The sequence below is a fragment of the Alloiococcus otitis ATCC 51267 genome (assembly GCF_000315445.1).
Taxonomy (GTDB): domain Bacteria; phylum Bacillota; class Bacilli; order Lactobacillales; family Carnobacteriaceae_A; genus Alloiococcus; species Alloiococcus otitis.
Genome location: NZ_JH992959.1, coordinates 102,290 through 121,934, shown reverse-complemented (window position 1 = coordinate 121,934; position 19,645 = coordinate 102,290). Strand labels below are relative to the sequence as shown.

The following is a 19,645-nucleotide window of genomic DNA, read 5'->3' as shown; positions in this document are numbered from 1 at the left end:
TGAAACTGGACAATAAATCAAAATAAGGAAGTTTTGAAGTTAAAACTGGACAATAAATAGAAATAGGGAAGTTTTGAAGTTAAAACTGGACAATAAATAGAAATAGGGAAGTTTTGAAGTTAAAACTGGACAATAAATCAAAATAAGGAAGTTTTGAAGCTGAAACTGGACAATAAATGAAAATAAGGTAGTTTCGAACTTGAAAGGCGACAATGGGCGAGCCATACGGTACTTTCAGACTTGAAAAGTGACAATAATAAGCCATGGTTCGCTCCAACCAAGTCAACTAATCTATAACCGAACTATAGGACCAAGAACTGATTTGGCTTTTTTAGCGGAATTTTGCCTAAAATTAAATAGCTAGCCTTATTCTTGTGGGCCTAGGGGTCGGTCGTTATACTAGAGGCAAAGAAGAAAAGGAAAGGATAATAAAGATGACTTATTTATACCAAACCAAGGCAGTCAACGAAGATGGGGTAGACGGCTACAGTTATATCGAAGGTGAAGACCCCATAAAGGTAGCCCACCCCTTGTCCGAAGACCAAGGCTTCAATCCCGAAAAATTTGTCGGGCTGGCCTTGAGTACCTGTTTTAATTCGACCGTTCAAAAAATCTTGGAAGAAGATGGACTGGACAACAAGACCCGAGTCAAAGTTGCGGTTCAAATGCATGAGGAAGAGGATGAAACTGGTTTTTACTTTAGCTTAGATGCAGAACTGGCCATTGACCAAATGGACTTAAGACAGGTCCAAGAGTACTTGGAGCGAACCAAGGTCCGCTGCCCCATGGCTAAACTTCTCAAGGGGTCTGCAACAGTATCCTATGCTGTGACAACTTACTAAGAAATGGGCCAGCAGACCTCTACAATCTTTCAGGTTCAGTCAAAAGCGAAATACAAATCATCAGAAGCACCGGTCTTCTGGGTTGAACTTCCCTTTTATTTTTAATATACTAACAATTAGTAAGTAAATACAAGTAAAAGGAGATTGAGCTCATGTTATACAATAATGTCATTGATGCGATTGGGAATACGCCGGTTGTTAAACTCCACCATGTTCCAGAAGACTCTGCTGATGTTTACGTTAAGTTGGAATACCAAAACCCAGGCGGTAGTGTCAAAGACCGGCCCGTCCGCTATATTATTAAAGACTTGCTTCGATCGGGCGACTTAAAACCGGGTGGCACCATTATTGAGTATACGAGTGGGAACACGGGCATTGCCTTGGCTATGGTAGGGGCTGCTTTAGGTTTAAATGTGATTATCACCATGCCGGAGACCATGTCCAAAGAGCGTAAACTCCTGATGAAAGCTTATGGCGCTAACTTGGTTCAAACGCCAGGGGACCAAGGTGTTGCTGGAGCAAGAGACAAGGCTGAAGAAATTGCTAAGGAAAAAGGAGCCCCTATCTTTGGCCAGTTTTCTAACCAAGCCAATGTTAAGTCCCACCAAGAAACCACTGCCCAAGAAATTTTGCAAGATATCCCGGACCTAGACGGCTTTGTAGCTGGTGTTGGAACTGGTGGCACCATCACTGGTGTTGGTCGTGTCTTAAAAGAAAAAGATGACAAGATCAAGGTCTGGGCAGTTGAACCAGCAGCTTCACCTCTCTTGTCAGGCGGGGAAGCTGGTCCCCACAAGATTCAGGGATTAGGGGCTAATTTCATTCCTGAAATCTTAGACCAAGACATCTATGACAAGGTCTACCAGGTTTCCAATGAAGATGCCATGGCTAAGGCCCGGGAAGTGGCCCAGTCAGAAGGCCTTTTAGTTGGGATTTCTTCAGGTGCCAACTTGCTTGGAGCTCTTGACTTGGCCAAAGAACTTGGCAAGGGTCAAAAAGTTCTGACTGTTCTACCATCCAATGGGGAACGCTACTTGACTACTGACTTGTACGAGCACTTAGCCGATGAGTTGGACTAAGCGTTACCAGCTAGCCAAGCATATTTGCCAAAATGATCCTGCAGCCCGGGGCGTCTGGTCAACCTTCTTCCTCTATCCTGGCGTAGTGGCTTACAGTCGTCACTTTAAGGCCCACTATTTTTACCAAAAGGGTTTTAAAAACTTTGCCCGCTATTTGTCCGAGCGAACTAAGAAGAAAACCAATATCGAAATCCACCCTGGTGCCCAGTTAGGGGCTAATGTTTTTATCGACCACGGCACTGGGGTAGTTATCGGTGAAACAGCGATTGTAGGTGACCGGGTCAAGCTCTATCACGGGGTCACCTTGGGCGGAACCGGTAAAGAGAAAGGAGCTAAGCGCCATCCAACCATTGAAAATGATGTGGAAATTGGGGCTGGTGCCATTATCCTAGGCGATGTCACCATTGGCCACCACAGCAAGGTTGGAGCCGGCGCCTATGTTAACCGGGATGTCCCGGCTTATGCAACGGCAGTTGGGATCCCAGCCCGGATTATTTTACACGATAAAGATTGGAACCGAATTGGAGAAATTTCTCCAAGCTAGCTAAAGCCAAGCAAGAGTTAAGGTCTAAAAGATTAATTTTCAAGTTCGTTTCCCAGCTAAATTGACAGCTTTTTCTGTAAGCGTTATAATCCCATTGTAAAAAAATATAATCCTTGTTAAAACCATAATGATATATAGTTATATTTTTACTGAAAGGGAGTGATTTGTTAGTTTCGAAGAGAAAGCTAATAGGCCATTGTTTTTCATTTTTCAATGTTGGCCATTTATCTTATGGTTTTAAGTTGTTTTTAGGGGAAAGAAAGGGATTACTCACTTTATTTTTGACCTTGAGAATTAACCCCTTTTACTTTTATTGATAAAATATTCTAGAAAGGATGTCTATGAATGGATCAAAAAGTGATTAATTATGGCGTTGTCGGGACTGGTTATTTTGGTACTGAATTAGCAAAAGCTATCCAGGCTCTGGCTGGAGCTAAAATTAAAGCGGTATATGATCCAAATAATGGCAGAAAAATAGCTAGCGAACTAAGATGTGAATTTGAAAGTTCCTTAGACGAACTTGTTAAAAGAGGGGACATTGACTGTATGATTGTTGCAACCCCCAACAATCTACATAAAGAGCCTGTCTTAAAAGCTGCAGAAGCAGGTATAAATGTTTTTTGTGAAAAACCAATTGCCTTAAATTATCAGGACTGCCATGAAATGGTCCAAGCTTGCAAGAATGCAGGCGTAACTTTTATGGCCGGTCATATTATGAATTTCTTTGATGGAGTCCGCCAAGCTAAACAGTATATCCAAGATGGAAAAATTGGGGATGTATTATTTGTGAAGGCAGCTCGTAATGGATGGGAAGAGGCGCAAGAGAGTGTTTCTTGGAAAAAAATCCGCAGTAAGTCTGGCGGTCACCTCTATCACCACATCCATGAATTAGATTGTGTCCAGTTTATTATGGGTGGTTTGCCAAGTCATGTCGCTATGTCTGCATCTGACATTGCCCATAAGGGTGAAGAGTTCGGTGACGAAGATGATTTCATTAGTATGAATTTGGAATTTCCCAATAATAAATATGCTCACTTGGAATGGGGCTCGGCATTTAGATGGGGCGAACACTATGTTTTGATCCAAGGAACGAAGGGGGCCATTATGCTAGATATGTATGATTGTGGGGGTACTTTAAGAGTGGACGGTCAAGATAACCATTTCCTTATTCATGGCTCACAAGAAATTGATGATGACCGAACTCGTATTTACCATGGGACTGAAATGGATGGTGCCATCCAGTATGGTCATCCAGGTAAACAGGCTCCATTATGGTTAAATGACTGTATCAAAAAAGAAGTTACGTTTTTAAATGATGTACTCCATGGTATGGAAGTTCCTGATGAATACCGAAAACTCCTAGATGGTTCTGCTGCAGAAGAGGCTATTGCTACAGCAGATGCCGCCACTCTAGCAAACCAGGAAAAACGAGTGGTTCAATTAAATGAAATTTTGTAATATGGAAAGTTAGGAGTTTTCAAATGAAACACTTTAAGCATCATATAATTACTTCTCTGGCCTTGTCTTTTTTGTTATGCTCACTTTCCTTACTCAATAATCATAAGAGTATCAAAGCAGAAGAGCTAGGAACTGCTGGTACTATAGATATTGAAGAAACAAGTTCGGCCGGAGACCAGGAAAAAAATATGGAAGAATCAAAGATATTTTTTGCCGGCGATGAAACAGCAGCTAATTACTTTAGAATTCCAAATATTTATACGTTAAATGATGGTCGAATCTTGGCAAGTGCAGATGCCCGGTACGGCGGCACACATGATTCACCTAATAATATCGCCATTGCCAGTTCTTACAGTGACGATAACGGTTTGAATTGGTCTGAATCAACATTGCCCTTGTCTTTTGACGACTATGCTAACCAACAAATAGATTGGCCCCGGGATGACCAAGGGAAGGAAGAACAAATTAAATACAGTGCTTCTTTCATTGACTCGGTAATTCTAGAAGATTCTCAAACCGGGAATATATATCTATTTGCTGATGTTATGCCAGCTGGCGTTGGGAATAGCAATGCTTGGAAAAATGATTCCGGTTTTGAAGAAATTGACGGTCAATATTTCCTAAAATTACGCTCGCAAGATGAAGAGGAATATCATTATTTGCTAGGGTCTGACCAGGTGATTTATGATCAAAGAACAGGTGAAGCTACTGACTATAGCGTCGATGATGACTATAACATCCTAAAAAACGGAGAATCATTGTATACAGAACAATATTCAGTTGACTTTCAAGATGGCCAGCTCATTGAGTATCAAAATGGAACCAAAGTTAAAATGAACATTTTCTATTATGACTCTTTATTTAAAGTAGTCCCTACAAACTATGTGGGCTATACCGTCAGTCAGGATCAAGGGGAAAGTTGGTCACCTTTGAACTTACTTGATCCCTTGTTGGGCCCAGACCATAATGCGCCATACTTGTCCCCCGGCGGCGGTTTAGAGACCTCAAATGGACGCTTGCTAGTGTCTTCTTATACTGAATCAGCCATTATATATATTGTAAGCGATGATCACGGTGAAACATGGTTCCCAGTAAGACAAGACTTGCCATTTTCTGAAGCAACTGCTGAATCGCAAACAATTGAACTTGAAGAAGATGTTTTAGCAACCTTTACAAGAACTGATAATGGTAAAATTGGTTACAGCATGAGTCATGACAATGGGGACACTTGGACCGAAATCACCAATCTTGATATTGTAGACAATACACAATATGGGACACAGGTTTCAGCATTAAAATATTCGGAAGAAATTGAAGGCAAGCTAGCAGTTATTCTTAGTACCCCCAATTCTACCCAAGCTAGGGAAAATGGCGAGTTGATTATCGGTCTTTATAATGGTGAAGAAATCGAATGGAAATATCGTTATACTATTCCGGATACACAAGATGGCTTTTCTTATTCTGATTTAACCGAGACTCCCGATGGGGAAATAGCCTTGCATTATGATTCTTGGTCTAGAGACCAGCTGCATTTGAAAGATGTCTTACTCATGCAAAGATTTGATAGTCAAGACATAATAAATCAATCTCAAGTGATAACTGAGGATGCAGGTTAGATTAAACCATACCTAGCGCTTGTTCTACTATAAAGGATGAGTGTTCGAAAAAAGGAAATAATGAAAGGGGTATCAGCATGGAATCCAATCCTGGCTTTGGCTTTACCAACATGGTCGTTTTAGTCGTTTATTTATTGTTTATGTTAGTTTTCGGTAGTTCTTTCATCAGAAAATCAGGCAAAAGTTCAGATGCCTTTTTTAAAGCTGAAGGGAGCTTACCTGGGTGGGCAGTTGGAATGAGTATTTTTGCTACTGCAGTCAGCTCAATTACCTTTATGTCTACGCCAGAACAGACTTTCATTAGTGATTGGTCTTATATTGTGGGATCTGCTTGTATAATAGTCGTCATACCAATTTTGATTGCCTACTTTGTACCATTTTTCAGAAAGCTCCAAGTAACCTCTGCTTACGAGTACTTAGAAGAGCGATTTGACCCAGTCGTTCGGACCTTATCCAGTGTTTTGTTTGTTTTATACCACCTTGGTAGAATTTCAGTAGTTGTTTATTTGCCAGTTTTGGCAGTTGCATCAGTGACTGATATTAATCCCGTTTTGATTGCTGTTGCAGTTAGTTTAGTTTGTATTATTTATACCTTGTTAGGTGGTATGGAAGGAGTAATTTGGAGTGACACCATCCAGGGCTTTATTTTACTTGCTGGTTCAATTCTAATTTTATTGATGGCTATTTTTAAAATTGATGGAGGTCTAAGCGAAATATCAAATACCATAGTGTCAGAAGGGAAATTCTTTTCAGCTAGTAACTTAGACATGAGTGATTTATCGGATTATGTTCCGCTAATTTTTATAGGGCAACTTGTTTCCTTCCTTTACCAATATGGTTGTTCTCAAGATATGGTACAACGTTTTGTCACTTCAAAATCAATGAAAGAAACTAAAAAATCACTCTGGCTAACTTACGGTCTCTGCATTGTCTTTTTCCCAATTTTTTATGCTATTGGCAGTGTCTTATATGTTTATTATGGCCAAAATGGCGGTTTGCCAGCTGGAGTTAACACTAGTGCTGTCGTTCCATTCTTTATCTTAACTGAACTTCCTGCTGGTATAGCTGGGCTAATTATTGCAGCAATTTTTGCAGCTTCCCAATCAACTGTCTCCAGTAGCTTGAACTCGATCTCAGCCTGCTTGGTCGTTGATATCAAACGACGGTTCTTTGAGGATAAACTAAAAAATGTATCAGAAGTTTCAATAGCTAGATGGATTATTATAGTCACTGGTTTATTTGGCTTGTTAGTTACAGTATACTTTACAGCTGGTAACTCCTCTCAAACCTGGGACATCATTTTAGCTATTGGAGGACTCTTTGGTGTGCCAATTGCTGCTGTCTTTACATTAGGCATATTTACGAAGAGAGCAAATGGCAAAGGGACCCTCATCGGTTTAATTGCCGGAATCGTTTTAGCAATAATAACGGATGCCATGAATATTTCACCCTTGCTCACTGCAACTGTTGCCTTTATTGTCACCTTCTTAATTGGTTATTTCTTATCATTGGCTTTCCCAGACAGTGATAAAAATATTAGAGGTTTAACTTACAAAACGAGAGATATAACTTACGCTAAAAACTAAGTGATTAGCTAAAAAAGAGAAGGGTCACACCCTTCTCTTTTTTAGTTTTACTGTATATGAAGATGAAGGCAAGTGATAGACTTGCGGGCCAATCTTCGTTATAATTTATAAGGACTTTTAAGAAAGTAGGAGTGAGGTTTATGGCACAACTTTACTACCGGTATGGGGCTATGAATTCGGGTAAGTCAATTGAAATTCTAAAAGTAGCCTACAATTATGAAGAACAAAATAAAAAGGTGGCCCTCTTTACCTCGGGCATGGATGACCGGGAAGAGATTGGGAAAATTGCCTCTCGTATTGGGATGAACCGGGATGCCACGGTCATTAACCAAGACACCAATATCTTTGAAGCAGTGAAAAATATCGAAGATAAAATTTCTTGTGTTTTGATTGATGAGGCGCAATTTTTGACCAAGGAACACGTTTATCAACTAGCCCGGATTTGCGACGACTTGGACATTCCTGTTATGGCTTTTGGCCTGAAAAATGATTTTCGCAATGACTTGTTTGAAGGGTCCAAGTACCTCCTGCTTTTAGCTGAGAAGATTGAAGAGATGAAGACTATTTGTTGGTTTTGTGGGAAAAAGGCCACCATGAATATGCGGATTGCTGAAGGCAAACCAGTCCGACAAGGAGACCAGATTCAAATAGGCGGCAATGAATCCTATTACCCGGTTTGCCGCAAGCACTACTTTAACCCGCCATTGGACAGTGAAGGGAAGATTATCAATGAGTGACCAGACGAGTATATTTGACCGACTGGAAGCAGTCGATGCGAGATATGAAGAATTAAATGAACTCCTCAGTGATCCACAAGTCATTAATGATACCGATCGCTTTATGAAGTTGAGCAAGGAAGAAGCAGACTTAAGGGAAACCGTTCAAGTTTACGGTCGGTATAAAGAGGTCAAAGAGGGAATCCAAGAGACCGAGAACATGCTATCTGATAGCGACTTAGACAAAGAAATGGCAGACCTTGCCAAAGAAGAGCTATCAGACTTGAAGTCAGAGCAGGATGAACTGGAAGACAAGCTGACCATCCTCCTCTTACCCAAGGATGAAAACGATGAACGCAATATCATCATGGAAATCAGAGGAGCTGCTGGTGGAGATGAAGCCCAACTATTTGCTGGCGACTTGTTTGAAATGTACCGCAAGTATGCCGAAAACCAAGGCTGGAGGGTCGAAGTCCTAGACTCTAACACAAGTGGAGTAGGGGGCTTTAAAGAAATTATTTTCTCCATTGACGGCAACAATGTCTACTCTAAATTGAAGTTTGAAAATGGGGCCCACCGGGTTCAACGAGTTCCTGAGACTGAATCCCAAGGCCGGATCCACACCTCAACCGCAACTGTTGTCGTCATGCCGGAAGCAGAAGATGTGGAAATTGACATTGATCCCAATGATATTCGGACAGATATCTACCACGCTTCTGGAGCTGGTGGCCAGCACGTTAACAAGACCGCTTCTGCAGTCCGCTTGACCCATGAGCCCACTGGAATCGTAGTGGCCATGCAGGATGAGCGGTCCCAACTAAAAAACCGGGAGAAAGCCATGAAGGTCTTGCGGTCTAGGGTATATGACAAGATTCAGTCTGAGCAACAAGCTGAATTTGACGCTGAACGGAAGTCAGCTGTTGGAACTGGCGACCGGTCTGAACGGATCCGGACCTATAACTTCCCCCAAAGCCGGGTGACTGACCACCGGATCAACTTAACCCTGCAAAAATTAGACCAAATTTTGGATGGCGACCTCGGTCAAATTATTGATGAATTAATCGTATGGGAACAGACCGAGAAATTGGAGCAGTTAAGCAATGAAGGTGTCTAATATGCCAAGCTATTCAGAAGTCCTCCAATGGGCTTCTTCTTTTTTGGCTGACCGGGGTGTGGAGCCCCATGTGGCCAAGTGGTTGATGCGGGAAGGGCTAGACCTTAGCCCAACAGACTTGCTAGTCAAGGCGAAAGACCCCATGCCTGCAGGGGACCGACAAGACTATACCAAGCAGGTCAAGCTGGCCAGCTGCCACTACCCAGCCCAGTATATCGTAGGCCATGAGTGGTTTGACGGTCACAAGTTTAAAGTGAATCCGGCTGCCTTAATCCCCAGGCCAGAAACAGAAGCCTGGTTTGCCAGCTATATCGACAAGTTATCTCCTAACCCTCTCAAGCTGGTGGATGTAGGGACCGGGACAGGAGTCATTGGCATTTCTCATAAGCTTAGACGACCCCAAGACCAAGTTTACTTGACCGATATTTCAGACCAAGTCCTAGACCTGGCCCGGGAAAATGCCCAGAACTTAGGGGCTCAGGTTCACTTGGTCCAAGGCGACTTTTTGGCCCCCTTGCTAGACCAGGACATTCACTTTGACCTTATCGTGTCCAACCCACCCTATATTGCCAAGGAGGAGTGGGGTGAAATGGACGAGTCGGTTAGGAAGTACGAACCCAAATTAGCCCTCTTTGCTGACCAGGATGGCTTGGCCGCTTACCAGAAAATCTTGACCCAGTCCAAATCACTTGTATCAGACAAGTTTATGATTTTGCTGGAAATAGGCTATAAGCAGGGCCAGGCGGTTTCTCACTTGGCCCAGGAAACTTATCCACAGGCCGCTGTAAAAACTTGGACAGACTTAGCTGGATTGGACCGCTTAGTGTCAGTTCTTGTCTAACTTGTGCACACTTGTGAACAAGATTGACAGGATGGACAGTGGCTAGTAAAACCGTATCACAACAAGCTTTAGACGGATTTTGTCTATTTAGTAAAAGAGATCTGTGGATAACTTTAACAATAATGTGTATAAGAATGTGGAAGGATGTGAAAAAGTGTGGAAAGCTTGTGGATAAAGCCTGAAGAATTGGACAAGGCAGTGACACTACTGGAAGAGGGCGAGCTAGTGGCTTTCCCTACAGAGACTGTCTACGGCCTGGGAGCAGATGCCAAAAACGACCAGGCTGTCCAAAAAATTTACCAGGCAAAAGGACGTCCCAGTGACAACCCCCTTATTGTCCATATTTACTCTGTAGACCAGGTCTATGACTTTAGCTCAAGGATACCAAGTCGGGCTCAGGACTTGCTTAATGCCTTTTGGCCAGGTCCCTTAACTATTATCTTAAACCATGACCAGGAGACAGCAGCGCCCACGGTCACGTCTGGCCAGGACTCTATTGGGATCCGGATGCCCAGCCACCCTCTTGCTAGGGACTTACTCAAGGTGTCTGGCTTAGCTTTGGCTGCCCCTTCAGCTAACCTGTCGGGCCGGCCCAGCCCAACTTCAGCTGACCATGTTTGGCATGACTTGTCGGGCCGGATCGCCGGGGTCCTTGATGGGGGACCAACTGGCCTTGGCTTGGAGTCGACGGTGGTTGATTTTACCAATCCAGACCAGCCTGCCATCTTACGACCAGGTGGCCTGGCCCGAGAAGATATTGAGCGGGTTATTGGACCTGTCCAAGACAAGACCCAGTCCAAGTCAGGTGACAAGGGACCAAAAGCACCAGGTATGAAGTACCGGCACTATTCCCCTGACCAGCCTGTCTACATTGTGGACAATAATTGGACAGAGGCGATTGATAAGTGCTTGAAATCTGGTGAAAAAATTGGTATTCTAGCTAGCGATGATATTATTGAAAATTACGGTAACCAAGTTTACGATGTCTTTTCCTTAGGAGGCCCTAAGGATGTGGACCGGGCTTGTCAAGTTCTCTACAAGGGCTTGCGGTATTTTGATGACTCGCCTGTTACCCTTATCCTAGCCCAGTCTTATGCCAAGAGTGGACTTGGTTGGGCCTATATGAACCGACTGGAAAAAGCAGCTAGTCAATAACCATCCACCACTTGCCTATAGGGCAGACCAGATAAAAAAGGAGCTTAGCAATGGCAAATGTTCATATCTTAGACCACCCCCTTATCCAGCACAAACTCACCATTATCCGTGACAAGGAAACCGGAACGAAGATTTTTAGAGAAGTTGTCAACGAAATTGCCCGTTTGATGGCTTATGAGGTTTCCAGACAGATGCCCCTTGAAGATGTCGAAATTGAAACCCCGCTTGCCAAGACCACCCAAAAACGCTTGGCAGGTAAGAAAGTGGTCATTGTCCCTATTTTAAGAGCTGGCCTAGGGATGGTAGACGGGATGTTAGACTTGATTCCCGCTGCCAAGGTAGGCCACATGGGGGTTTACCGGGATGAAGAAAGCAAAAAACCGGTGGAATACTTCTGTAAGATGCCCCAAGACATTGCAAGTAGACAGCTCCTAGTTGTTGACCCCATGTTAGCAACTGGTGGGTCAGCTATTGCCACTATCGAGGCCTTGAAAAGTCGGGGTGGTAAGGATATCAAATTGGTGGTCTTGGTCGCTGCACCAGAAGGCATTAAAGAACTACAGGCCGAACACCCAGACGTTGATATTTTTACAGCTGCTGTGGATGACAAATTAAATGACAATGCTTACATTGAACCTGGTTTAGGTGATGCAGGCGACCGTCTATTTGGTACATTATAAGATGGTCTAAAAGGGTTGAGGCCTCGCCTTAGCCCTTTATTTTTTAGCCTGGCCTGAAGATATTGCACCACGTTTGACCTAGGCTAGGAAAGGAATATTAGAGAGGAGTCTTAGCATGGTTTATGTCGATGGACAGGCTGTTATTGCCATTATTTCCCATTTGATATTTATTGTCTTAACCTTTTGGGCCATGCAGTCATTGTTAACCAGTGGCTGGATCAAAAAGCACCACATCCCCCAAGCCCGTTTACTCTTTATGCTCATTTCCATCGCTATTGGTTATAATGTCAGCCTTTTTGTCCTGGAAATCATTTTCACAGCCCAGTCAATCGGAGCCTTATTCTAGTGTCAAAGCTTTAACAGCTTTTGACATATAATTTCCATAACGAAATAGATATGTTATAATTATAGTAAGTTTGACACCAATTTTGATAATTGCTGTCAAATAAAAAACAAAGTTTATAAAAGTATGGCTATTAAATTGGAGGAAGTATAGAGTATGGACACAATCGTCATTCAAGGGGGAGACAATCGACTTGAAGGCACGGTAAAGGTAGAAGGGGCTAAGAATGCTGCCCTTCCTATCCTGGCTGCCAGTCTTTTACCAGAAGATGGGAAAAGTCACCTGTCCAATGTCCCCTTATTATCTGATATTTATACGATGCAAGAAGTTCTACGCTACTTAAATGTTGACATTGACTTTGATGAAGACAACAACGAAATCGTATTGGATGCTACAGGAGACCTGAACTCCAATACCCCTTATGAATTTATGAGCAAGATGCGGGCTTCCATCATTGTCATGGGTCCCTTACTAGCCCGCAATGGATACGCCAAGGTGGCACTTCCAGGTGGCTGTGCGATTGGGACTCGTCCTATCGACTTGCATTTAAAAGGCTTCCGGGCTATGGGGGTCGATGTGGAAGTCGAAGGCGGTTATGTGATTGCTAAAGTTCAAGATGAATTGGACGGCGCTAACATTTACCTTGACTTCCCAAGTGTTGGCGCTACGCAAAATATTTTGATGGCTGCCACCCGGGCAAAAGGGACAACAGTTATCGAGAATGCAGCTCGAGAACCTGAAATTGTTGACCTTGCCAACTACTTGAACAAGATGGGGGCCCGTATTTACGGAGCTGGAACCAACACCATGAGAATTGAAGGGGTGGACAAGCTAGAGGCTTGCGACCACTCCATTATTGCCGACCGGATTGAAAGTGGTACCTTTATGGTAGCAGCTGGTGTCACCCAAGGGAATGTCTTGATTGAAGACTGTATTGTGGAACACAACCGCCCCTTAATTTCTAAGTTAAGTGAAATGGGCGTTCAATTTGAAGAAGAAACAACCGGCCTTCGGGTCATGGGACCAGAGACCTTACAGGCAACAGATGTTAAAACCCTGCCTTATCCTGGCTTCCCAACTGATATGCAATCACCGATGACAGTTGCCCAAACCTTGGCTGAGGGAAGAAGCATCATGCGAGAAACGGTTTTCGAGAACCGCTTCATGCACATGGAAGAACTCCGTAAAATGGATGCACAATTTACCGTCGATGGCCAGTCTCTTATTATCGAGGGGGGCAGAAAACTCCAAGGTGCCAGAGTCCAGTCCAGTGACTTGCGGGCTTCGGCTTCCTTGATTATTGCTGGTTTAGTAGCTTATGGCGTCACTAAGGTAACTAACCTTAACCACTTAGACCGGGGCTACTACAAATTCCACGAAAAATTACAGCAATTAGGTGCTTCCATTGAACGGATTGACGAGGAAATTCAAGTTGACCAGGAAGCTAGCCTCAAGAAGGGCAAATAAGGAAGAATTAAAGACATATTGATAAGAGTTAGGCCCCTTGAGATGAAACTTTTCAAGGGGCTTTTCCTTTACAGGGTGTATGGGCTTGAAATGTTAACTTTAATAAAGGATAACCTTGTGGATTTTTAACATACTTCTTGCTATTTTCTGACCTTTTAAGTTATGATTAAAGGGTATTTACAGACAAGGTCAATAATTGAGGTGCGAAGATGGATTTCATTGAAATTATTCAGGATATACTCTATTTTTTATTGAAGGTCTTAATTGTCGTTCTCGTGATTGCCATTACCTTCTTAGTCGGGGCTATGTTAGGCTATAGTTTAATAGGGGATGGGGGCAACCCACTGGATGTTTTGAACCCTCAAGTTTGGCAGCAGATTTTTGCTTATTTTGTCAGCTAGCTGGCCCCTTGACCATGTCCTCCAAATCCATACGAAAAATGCGGCTTATTTCGCTAGGAAATGAGCCGTTTTTTTATTTAAAAAAATGATTTTCGTCCTTTTTTGCGTATATATAGTTAGGAGCAAGTGCGTCTTGCTTTAAAAAATTGAGAGGATAATGGAAATGAATCGATGCATATTAATTGGACGAATTGTTAGGGACCTGAGTTTGCATAATTTGGAAAGCGGCAGTCGGGTTATCAACAATGTTTTGGCTATCAACCGACTGACCAAGTCTTCAGGCAAGCAGACGGCTGACTTCATCCCTTTTGTGGCCTGGGGGAGGAAGGCTGAATTACTGGAACAGTATTGCAAGAAAGGGGATCAAGTTGCCCTAGAAGGTCGGCTCCAGTCCCGGTCTTACGAGACCAAGGACAAGGAAGTCAGGTATGTAGTTGAATTAAATGTCGACAATATTCAGTTTTTAAAAAACAAAAAAGAAGAGGTGGATCTACTCAAAGAACTGGCTAAGAAATAGTTTGCACCATAACTCTTGAAGGGGTTGGCTAGTTTAGCGAGATGTAGCCTGGATGCTTTTTTTCTTTCCTTCATAGATTTTTCAAAGATTTACGTTAAAATAAGGGGTGAATCTATGAGTGAGGGTGAAAACTATGAAGATATTAATGGTAGAAGATAATAGTTCAGTCAGTGAAATGCTGGAGATGTTTTTCCTAAAAGAAGACTGGCAGGCTACCTTTATTGAAGACGGCCAAGAAGGATTGGATACCTATTTAAACCAACCCAAGGACTTTGACGTGATCGTTTTAGACATTATGCTACCGAGCTTGGATGGGACCAGTATTTGCAAGGAAATCCGCAAGGTGGATGAACAGGTTCCGATTCTTATGCTGACAGCCAAAAATACGGAAAGCGATGAAGTGATCGGCTTGGAGTTAGGGGCAGACGACTATGTAACCAAACCCTTTAGCCCCTTAACTTTGGTGGCCCGGATCAAGTCCATTTACCGCCGGGCTAGCCGGACACCTAGTGACCAAGAAAACCTAGAAGTTGAAACAGACCACTTGAAGATGGACTCTTCAACCCGGGAAGTGACCCTCTACGGGCAAAAGTTGGATAACTTGACCCCGAAAGAGTATGACTTGCTCCACACCTTAGCAAGTAAGCCCCGGCAAGTCTTTTCTAGGGAGCAATTATTGCAGCAGGTATGGGAATATGAATACTTTGGGGATGAACGGACCGTTGATGCCCATATCAAAAAATTGCGGCAAAAATTGGTTGAAAAAGGCCCCCAAGTCATTCACACTGTTTGGGGCGTAGGTTATAAATTTGACGATACTAAGGATAGTGACTAGCCATGAAGCTACCTTATTTTTACCAGCAAATGCTGGGCTTTTTGGTTGTCATCTTGGTCTTAATGTATACTTCTCTCTTATCCTTCTTTCACTTAACCCGGGAGTCAGCCTATGATTCCACCCAGGAAGACCTTTTTATCTATGCTGAAGAAGTGGTTAGCTCTATCTCCAAGTACAATGACTTTAGCCGGGAGCAAGAATTGCTGGACCGGTTTAATGTTTCCTTGGTGGTAGTAGATGACCAAGGTCAGATTATCTACCCAAAACAAAGCTCCCAGGTCTTAGACCGGATTATTCCGGAAGAGATCGATGACTTAAAAAATGGGGAAAGAGTAACCTCCCTGGTTGATTTGGCGACTGACCAAGAAGAGGATGAAGAATACATGATGGCTTATGTTCCTTATTTTATCCAGGAGAGTGGGGAATATGCTGGTTTTGTAACGGTGATGGCTCCTTTTTCCATAGTAGATGATGAGATATCAGCTTTGGAAAGTCAGTTTTTCACCTCCTTTTTCATCGCCACAGTGGTGTCCATCATACTCTCAGCTCTCCTATCTTGGTACCAGGTTAACCGGATCAACCGGCTCCGCAAGGCGACCAAGCAGGTAACCCAGGGTGAGTACGATGTTCGGATCAACCACTCGGACCGGGATGAACTCGATAATTTAAGCAGAGACTTCAATAAGATGATTTTAGCCTTGGACCAGTCTCAGAAGGAAGTAAGCCGGCAAGAAGAACGACGGAAGTCCTTTATGCAGGATGCTGCTCATGAAATGCGGACTCCCTTAACTACTATTAATGGTCTTTTGGAAGGGTTGGAGTACGGCGTGATTGATGAGTCTAACCGGCTCCGTTCCATCCAGCTCATGCGGAAGGAAACGACCCGACTGATTCGCTTGGTCAATGAGAACCTGGATTATGAAAATATCCGGTCCAACCGTTTCCAACTTGATAAGAAAGAAATCCCCTTAAGTGATATATTTGAAGAAATCAACTATCAAATGACCAAGTTAGCTCAAGATGCAAACAATAATTTGCTGATCCAGGATATGGGGGAGATGACGGTCTTGGCTGATGGCGACCGGCTTAAACAAATCCTGGTCAACTTGATCAAAAATGCCATCCAGTTTACCGACCACGGCAAAATTAGGGTGTGGGCAGAAAAAAGTCATTACGGGACCAAAATCTATGTCCAAGACACTGGGATTGGCATGACCCAAGAAGAAATCCAAAATATCTGGGAACGCTATTACAAGGCAGATACTTCCCGGCAAAACACTTCTTATGGAGAATCCGGCTTAGGACTGTCTATCGTTCAACAATTGGTGGCCCTGCATGGGGCTAAGATTGATGTTCGCAGTAAAAAAGGCAAGGGAACTACTTTTAGCATTGAATTCCCAGATAGCCCAGAACATGAAGAAGAACTCCGTCAAAATAAACCAAGAGATATTATTGAATAAAAGAAAGCACCGAACTCACTTGTGTCGAGTTCGGTGCTTTTTACTCAGCTTAGGCTTTTAAGAGATAAGCTTAGTCCTACAAGGTATTATGTGGTTGGGCCAGTCCAGTCAAGCATCCCTCCTTGGACATTTTTTACCTGGTAGCCTTGGCTTTGAAGCTGTTGGCAGGCTAGGCTAGACCGCCGTCCGCTCCGGCAGATGACATAGTAGTCAGGGGACTTGTCCAGGTTGCAAGTGTCTATTTGGTCCAAGGGTTTTGAAATAGCCCCTGGGATATGGCTATCTTTATATTCCTGCTCAGTCCGGACATCTAAAATCTTCATTTTGGGGTCCTTTTTGTATTGCTGCAAAAAATCTTTGCTCGAAATTTCTTCCATTGTTACCCACTTTCTGAAAGCTTAAAGAATTGACCACCCTAAGGGGGATGGTTCTTTTAATATACCACAAGTTTGGCTCATTTCGAGGGGGCTTGGATCTTTTCTTTGATTTTCAAACTTCTTTCCTTCACTTTTCGTAAACATTATGTTAAACTTTTTAATCAACACAAGGGGTTATTTACTATAAATTTACCTTAAGATTTGGTGAAAACCAGGATAAATCCTTGATAAGATAGCTTTTCTACAAGGTTTGAGTCAACTTGCTATTAAGGTAAATATTGTGTAAAATTTATTAATGTGAATTTACAATTTTGGTTTGTGATTTTTTGAATTTAGATAAGTGAAAGAAGGATTTGTGTATGGAGAACTTAAAACGAAGACTGGGTCAACCGACCAGTTTTTTACTATTGGCCCTTGTGACCTTTTGGGCTAAAACTTACCTGGCTTATTTATTTGAATTTAACCTTGGTGTGAGTGGCTTGTTCCAGCACCTAATCCTATTGCTCAACCCTTTGCCAATCATGCTAGTCTTACTCAGCTTAGGCTTGTACTTTAAAGACAGTAAAAAATCACTGGTCACCATGTGGCTAATCCATTTCTTAGCTAGCCTCCTCCTTTTTGTGAATATCCTTTATTACCGGGAATTTGCTGATTTTCTAACCACTAATGTAGCAGTTGGAGCAGGGACCGTCTCAAAAGGTTTGGTTTCCTCAACCTTAAATGTTTTAACTTGGCATGACCCACTTTATTGGCTGGACAGCATTGTCTTAGCTTACGCCTTGTATAAGATCTTCAAGTCCAACCAAGATGAATCTAAGCCAAACCGGAAACGGACTGCCCTCATAACCACCCTAGCCGGTGCTGGTCTGTTTGGAGTCAACTTAGGCCTAGCTGAAATTAGCCGACCCCAATTGCTAACCCGGACCTTTGACCGCAATTATATTGTGAAATACCTTGGCTTGAACTTTTTTACCGGCTATGATGCAGCTAAAACGGTCCAAAACAACCAGATTCGGGCCAATGCCGATGAGTCTGATTTGAGTGAAGTTGTTAACTACGTCCAAGACAATTATGCTGAACCAGACCCTGACATGTTTGGGAAGGCAGAAGGCAGAAATGTGATTACGGTTGTTTTAGAGAGTGCCCAGCAATTCTTGGTGGACTATGAATTGGAAGACGAAGAAGGCAACTTGCATGAAGTGACCCCATTCTTAAACTCCTTAATCCATGACCCGGCCACCTATTCCTTTTCCAACTTCTTTGACCAAGTAGGCCAAGGCAAATCGTCGGATGCTGAAGTGATGGCAGAGAACTCCTTGTTTGGTTTACCCCAAGGGTCTGCCTTCCAAAGCTTGGGTTCCAGCAATACCTTCCATGCCTCACCAGACATTTTAGAGGCAGAAAAAGGCTATACGACAGCTTCTTTCCACGGGAATGTTGGGTCCTTCTGGAACCGGACAGACACTTACCAGTCCTTTGGATTTGACTTTTTCTTCGATTCAGAATTCTACGATCTAGATGATGAGAACACCCTAGAATATGGCTTGAAGGACAAGGTCTTTTTCCATGACTCGGCCCAGTATATTGAACAGCTACCTCAACCCTTCTATGCCAAATTTCTAACGGTTACCAACCACTTCCCTTACCCGCTTGATGAGGCTAATATTGACTTCCCTCAAGCCAACACAAGTGATGAGACCATCAACCAGTACTTCCAAACTAACCACTACGCTGACCAGGCCTTGGAAGAATTCTTCAACTGGTTGAAGGAATCAGGCTTGTATGAAAATTCAATTATTGTCGTTTACGGAGACCACTATGGCATTTCCGATACCCGTAACCCAGCCATGGGAGAACTTTTCGGTATCCCTGAAGATGAGTGGACCGCCTACCACAATGCCCAGATGAGACGGATCCCAATGCTCTTCCACATACCGGGAGAAGAAGATGGCCATGTAATTGACAAGTATGCAGGTCAAATTGACCTCTTGCCGACTTTGCTTCACCTGCTTGGCATCGAAACTGACCAGTACCTCTTTATGGGCCAAGACGTCTTCTCACCAGACCACAATGAGTCGGTCACCATGCGCAATGGCCGATTTATTAATGAGGATTATACCATCGTCAACGGTGATATCTACGACAGCCAAAGCGGTGCCTTGTTAAATGACCAGTTGAGCGACCAAGAGAAAGAAGAAATCTTCCAGATGCGGGACCAGGCCAACCAACGCCTAGAGCACTCCGACAACATCATGATGAAAGACTTGCTTCGCTTCTATACGCCTGAATCCTTGGCTGGCAGAGAGGCAAATGACTATATCTACTATGACCAAATGCCTGTCTTAGAAAACCATCCTGACAAAGATACCAGCCTAGCCAACCAATCAGACCAAGACAACTTGCCTGACCTTTATGAAACGGATGCCCCTGAAATTACCGGCCAGCCTATAATCAGTGAATTTAACGAATATGGCCAAGAAGCCATGGACGACGAAGAAATCGACGACCAGGCAATTGACGGGCAATATAAGGATGAAGAAGAGGAAGAAGGAGTCCAGGAAGACTTTATCGATGGCGAATAATCCCTTTAAGTAAGCAAGATTTGAAAGACCAA

Annotated in this window: 19 protein-coding genes; 18 read left to right on the top strand and 1 reads right to left on the bottom strand. The window is 43.2% G+C overall.

Going from position 1 to position 19,645, the window contains the following annotated elements:
- Positions 1-434 precede the first annotated feature (434 nt).
- The 17 genes from HMPREF9698_RS05355 (at position 435) to HMPREF9698_RS05275 (ending at position 16,654) form a co-directional block, all read left to right on the top strand.
- Entirely contained in the window at positions 435-842 is a 408-nt protein-coding gene (locus HMPREF9698_RS05355) for an OsmC family protein (RefSeq protein ID WP_003778073.1), read from the top strand.
- Between the two features lie 152 nt (positions 843-994).
- On the top strand, positions 995-1,921 hold the full coding sequence (cysK, locus tag HMPREF9698_RS05350; protein WP_003778071.1) for a cysteine synthase A: 927 nt from the start codon (positions 995-997) through the stop codon (positions 1,919-1,921).
- Positions 1,908-2,465, top strand: a complete 558-nt coding sequence (epsC, locus tag HMPREF9698_RS05345; RefSeq protein ID WP_003778069.1) for a serine O-acetyltransferase EpsC — start codon at positions 1,908-1,910, stop codon at positions 2,463-2,465. The genes cysK and epsC overlap by 14 nt, the downstream gene beginning before the upstream one ends.
- Positions 2,466-2,822: 357 nt before the next feature.
- Positions 2,823-3,923, top strand: a complete 1,101-nt coding sequence (locus HMPREF9698_RS05340; RefSeq protein ID WP_169315224.1) for a Gfo/Idh/MocA family protein — start codon at positions 2,823-2,825, stop codon at positions 3,921-3,923.
- A 23-nt stretch (positions 3,924-3,946) separates the two neighbouring features.
- Complete coding sequence (locus HMPREF9698_RS05335) at positions 3,947-5,539, top strand: sialidase family protein (protein WP_003778067.1); 1,593 nt, start codon at positions 3,947-3,949, stop codon at positions 5,537-5,539.
- 77 nt (positions 5,540-5,616) lie between these two features.
- Entirely contained in the window at positions 5,617-7,125 is a 1,509-nt protein-coding gene (locus HMPREF9698_RS05330; RefSeq protein ID WP_003778066.1) for a sodium:solute symporter family protein, read from the top strand.
- Positions 7,126-7,265: 140 nt separating this feature from the next.
- Entirely contained in the window at positions 7,266-7,862 is a 597-nt protein-coding gene (locus tag HMPREF9698_RS05325) for a thymidine kinase (protein WP_003778065.1), read from the top strand.
- Between the two features lie 10 nt (positions 7,863-7,872).
- The gene (gene prfA, locus HMPREF9698_RS05320) at positions 7,873-8,955 is read left to right on the top strand and encodes a peptide chain release factor 1 (protein ID WP_040292654.1); all 1,083 of its coding nucleotides are present in this window, start codon (positions 7,873-7,875) and stop codon (positions 8,953-8,955) included.
- Positions 8,942-9,796: a peptide chain release factor N(5)-glutamine methyltransferase gene (prmC, locus tag HMPREF9698_RS05315; protein ID WP_003778063.1), complete on the top strand. Its 855-nt coding sequence runs from the start codon at positions 8,942-8,944 to the stop codon at positions 9,794-9,796. Before prfA ends, prmC begins: the two co-directional genes overlap by 14 nt.
- 156 nt (positions 9,797-9,952) lie before the next feature.
- Complete coding sequence (locus HMPREF9698_RS05310; protein WP_003778062.1) at positions 9,953-10,951, top strand: L-threonylcarbamoyladenylate synthase; 999 nt, start codon at positions 9,953-9,955, stop codon at positions 10,949-10,951.
- Between the two features lie 50 nt (positions 10,952-11,001).
- Positions 11,002-11,631, top strand: coding sequence for a uracil phosphoribosyltransferase (gene upp, locus HMPREF9698_RS05305; RefSeq protein ID WP_003778061.1), 630 nt, complete (start codon positions 11,002-11,004; stop codon positions 11,629-11,631).
- A gap of 115 nt (positions 11,632-11,746) precedes the next feature.
- The gene (locus HMPREF9698_RS05300) at positions 11,747-11,977 is read left to right on the top strand and encodes a DUF1146 family protein (RefSeq protein WP_003778060.1); all 231 of its coding nucleotides are present in this window, start codon (positions 11,747-11,749) and stop codon (positions 11,975-11,977) included.
- Positions 11,978-12,130: 153 nt separating this feature from the next.
- Positions 12,131-13,441 (top strand): UDP-N-acetylglucosamine 1-carboxyvinyltransferase, encoded by a 1,311-nt coding sequence (gene murA / locus HMPREF9698_RS05295; RefSeq protein WP_003778059.1) that lies wholly within the window; start codon positions 12,131-12,133, stop codon positions 13,439-13,441.
- 209 nt (positions 13,442-13,650) lie between these two features.
- Positions 13,651-13,842: a DNA-directed RNA polymerase subunit beta gene (locus tag HMPREF9698_RS05290; RefSeq protein WP_003778058.1), complete on the top strand. Its 192-nt coding sequence runs from the start codon at positions 13,651-13,653 to the stop codon at positions 13,840-13,842.
- A gap of 163 nt (positions 13,843-14,005) precedes the next feature.
- A complete protein-coding gene (locus HMPREF9698_RS05285) occupies positions 14,006-14,359 on the top strand; it encodes a single-stranded DNA-binding protein (protein ID WP_003778057.1) in 354 nt (117 codons plus the stop codon).
- A 133-nt stretch (positions 14,360-14,492) separates the two neighbouring features.
- Positions 14,493-15,194: a response regulator transcription factor gene (locus HMPREF9698_RS05280; RefSeq protein WP_003778056.1), complete on the top strand. Its 702-nt coding sequence runs from the start codon at positions 14,493-14,495 to the stop codon at positions 15,192-15,194.
- A 2-nt stretch (positions 15,195-15,196) separates the two neighbouring features.
- On the top strand, positions 15,197-16,654 hold the full coding sequence (locus tag HMPREF9698_RS05275; protein ID WP_003778055.1) for a sensor histidine kinase: 1,458 nt from the start codon (positions 15,197-15,199) through the stop codon (positions 16,652-16,654).
- 86 nt (positions 16,655-16,740) lie between these two features.
- Here the strand turns inward: HMPREF9698_RS05275 and HMPREF9698_RS05270 are convergent, their stop codons facing one another.
- On the bottom strand, positions 16,741-17,031 hold the full coding sequence (locus tag HMPREF9698_RS05270) for a rhodanese-like domain-containing protein (protein WP_040292621.1): 291 nt from the start codon (positions 17,029-17,031) through the stop codon (positions 16,741-16,743).
- A 359-nt stretch (positions 17,032-17,390) separates the two neighbouring features.
- Here HMPREF9698_RS05270 and HMPREF9698_RS05265 point away from each other — a divergent pair, with 359 nt between their 5' ends.
- Positions 17,391-19,613: an LTA synthase family protein gene (locus HMPREF9698_RS05265; protein WP_003778053.1), complete on the top strand. Its 2,223-nt coding sequence runs from the start codon at positions 17,391-17,393 to the stop codon at positions 19,611-19,613.
- The last annotated feature ends 32 nt before the right edge of the window (positions 19,614-19,645 follow it).

Bases quoted from the DNA above. Each gene is read 5' to 3' on its own strand.
- HMPREF9698_RS05355 (WP_003778073.1), top strand. From the start codon at position 435: ATGACTTATTTATACCAAACCAAGGCAGTCAACGAAGATGGGGTAGAC.
- cysK (WP_003778071.1), top strand. From the start codon at position 995: ATGTTATACAATAATGTCATTGATGCGATTGGGAATACGCCGGTTGTT.
- epsC (WP_003778069.1), top strand. From the start codon at position 1,908: ATGAGTTGGACTAAGCGTTACCAGCTAGCCAAGCATATTTGCCAAAAT.
- HMPREF9698_RS05335 (WP_003778067.1), top strand. From the start codon at position 3,947: ATGAAACACTTTAAGCATCATATAATTACTTCTCTGGCCTTGTCTTTT.
- HMPREF9698_RS05330 (WP_003778066.1), top strand. From the start codon at position 5,617: ATGGAATCCAATCCTGGCTTTGGCTTTACCAACATGGTCGTTTTAGTC.
- HMPREF9698_RS05325 (WP_003778065.1), top strand. From the start codon at position 7,266: ATGGCACAACTTTACTACCGGTATGGGGCTATGAATTCGGGTAAGTCA.
- prmC (WP_003778063.1), top strand. From the start codon at position 8,942: ATGAAGGTGTCTAATATGCCAAGCTATTCAGAAGTCCTCCAATGGGCT.
- upp (WP_003778061.1), top strand. From the start codon at position 11,002: ATGGCAAATGTTCATATCTTAGACCACCCCCTTATCCAGCACAAACTC.
- HMPREF9698_RS05300 (WP_003778060.1), top strand. From the start codon at position 11,747: ATGGTTTATGTCGATGGACAGGCTGTTATTGCCATTATTTCCCATTTG.
- murA (WP_003778059.1), top strand. From the start codon at position 12,131: ATGGACACAATCGTCATTCAAGGGGGAGACAATCGACTTGAAGGCACG.
- HMPREF9698_RS05290 (WP_003778058.1), top strand. From the start codon at position 13,651: ATGGATTTCATTGAAATTATTCAGGATATACTCTATTTTTTATTGAAG.
- HMPREF9698_RS05285 (WP_003778057.1), top strand. From the start codon at position 14,006: ATGAATCGATGCATATTAATTGGACGAATTGTTAGGGACCTGAGTTTG.
- HMPREF9698_RS05280 (WP_003778056.1), top strand. From the start codon at position 14,493: ATGAAGATATTAATGGTAGAAGATAATAGTTCAGTCAGTGAAATGCTG.
- HMPREF9698_RS05275 (WP_003778055.1), top strand. From the start codon at position 15,197: ATGAAGCTACCTTATTTTTACCAGCAAATGCTGGGCTTTTTGGTTGTC.
- HMPREF9698_RS05270 (WP_040292621.1), bottom strand. From the start codon at position 17,031: ATGGAAGAAATTTCGAGCAAAGATTTTTTGCAGCAATACAAAAAGGAC.
- HMPREF9698_RS05265 (WP_003778053.1), top strand. From the start codon at position 17,391: ATGGAGAACTTAAAACGAAGACTGGGTCAACCGACCAGTTTTTTACTA.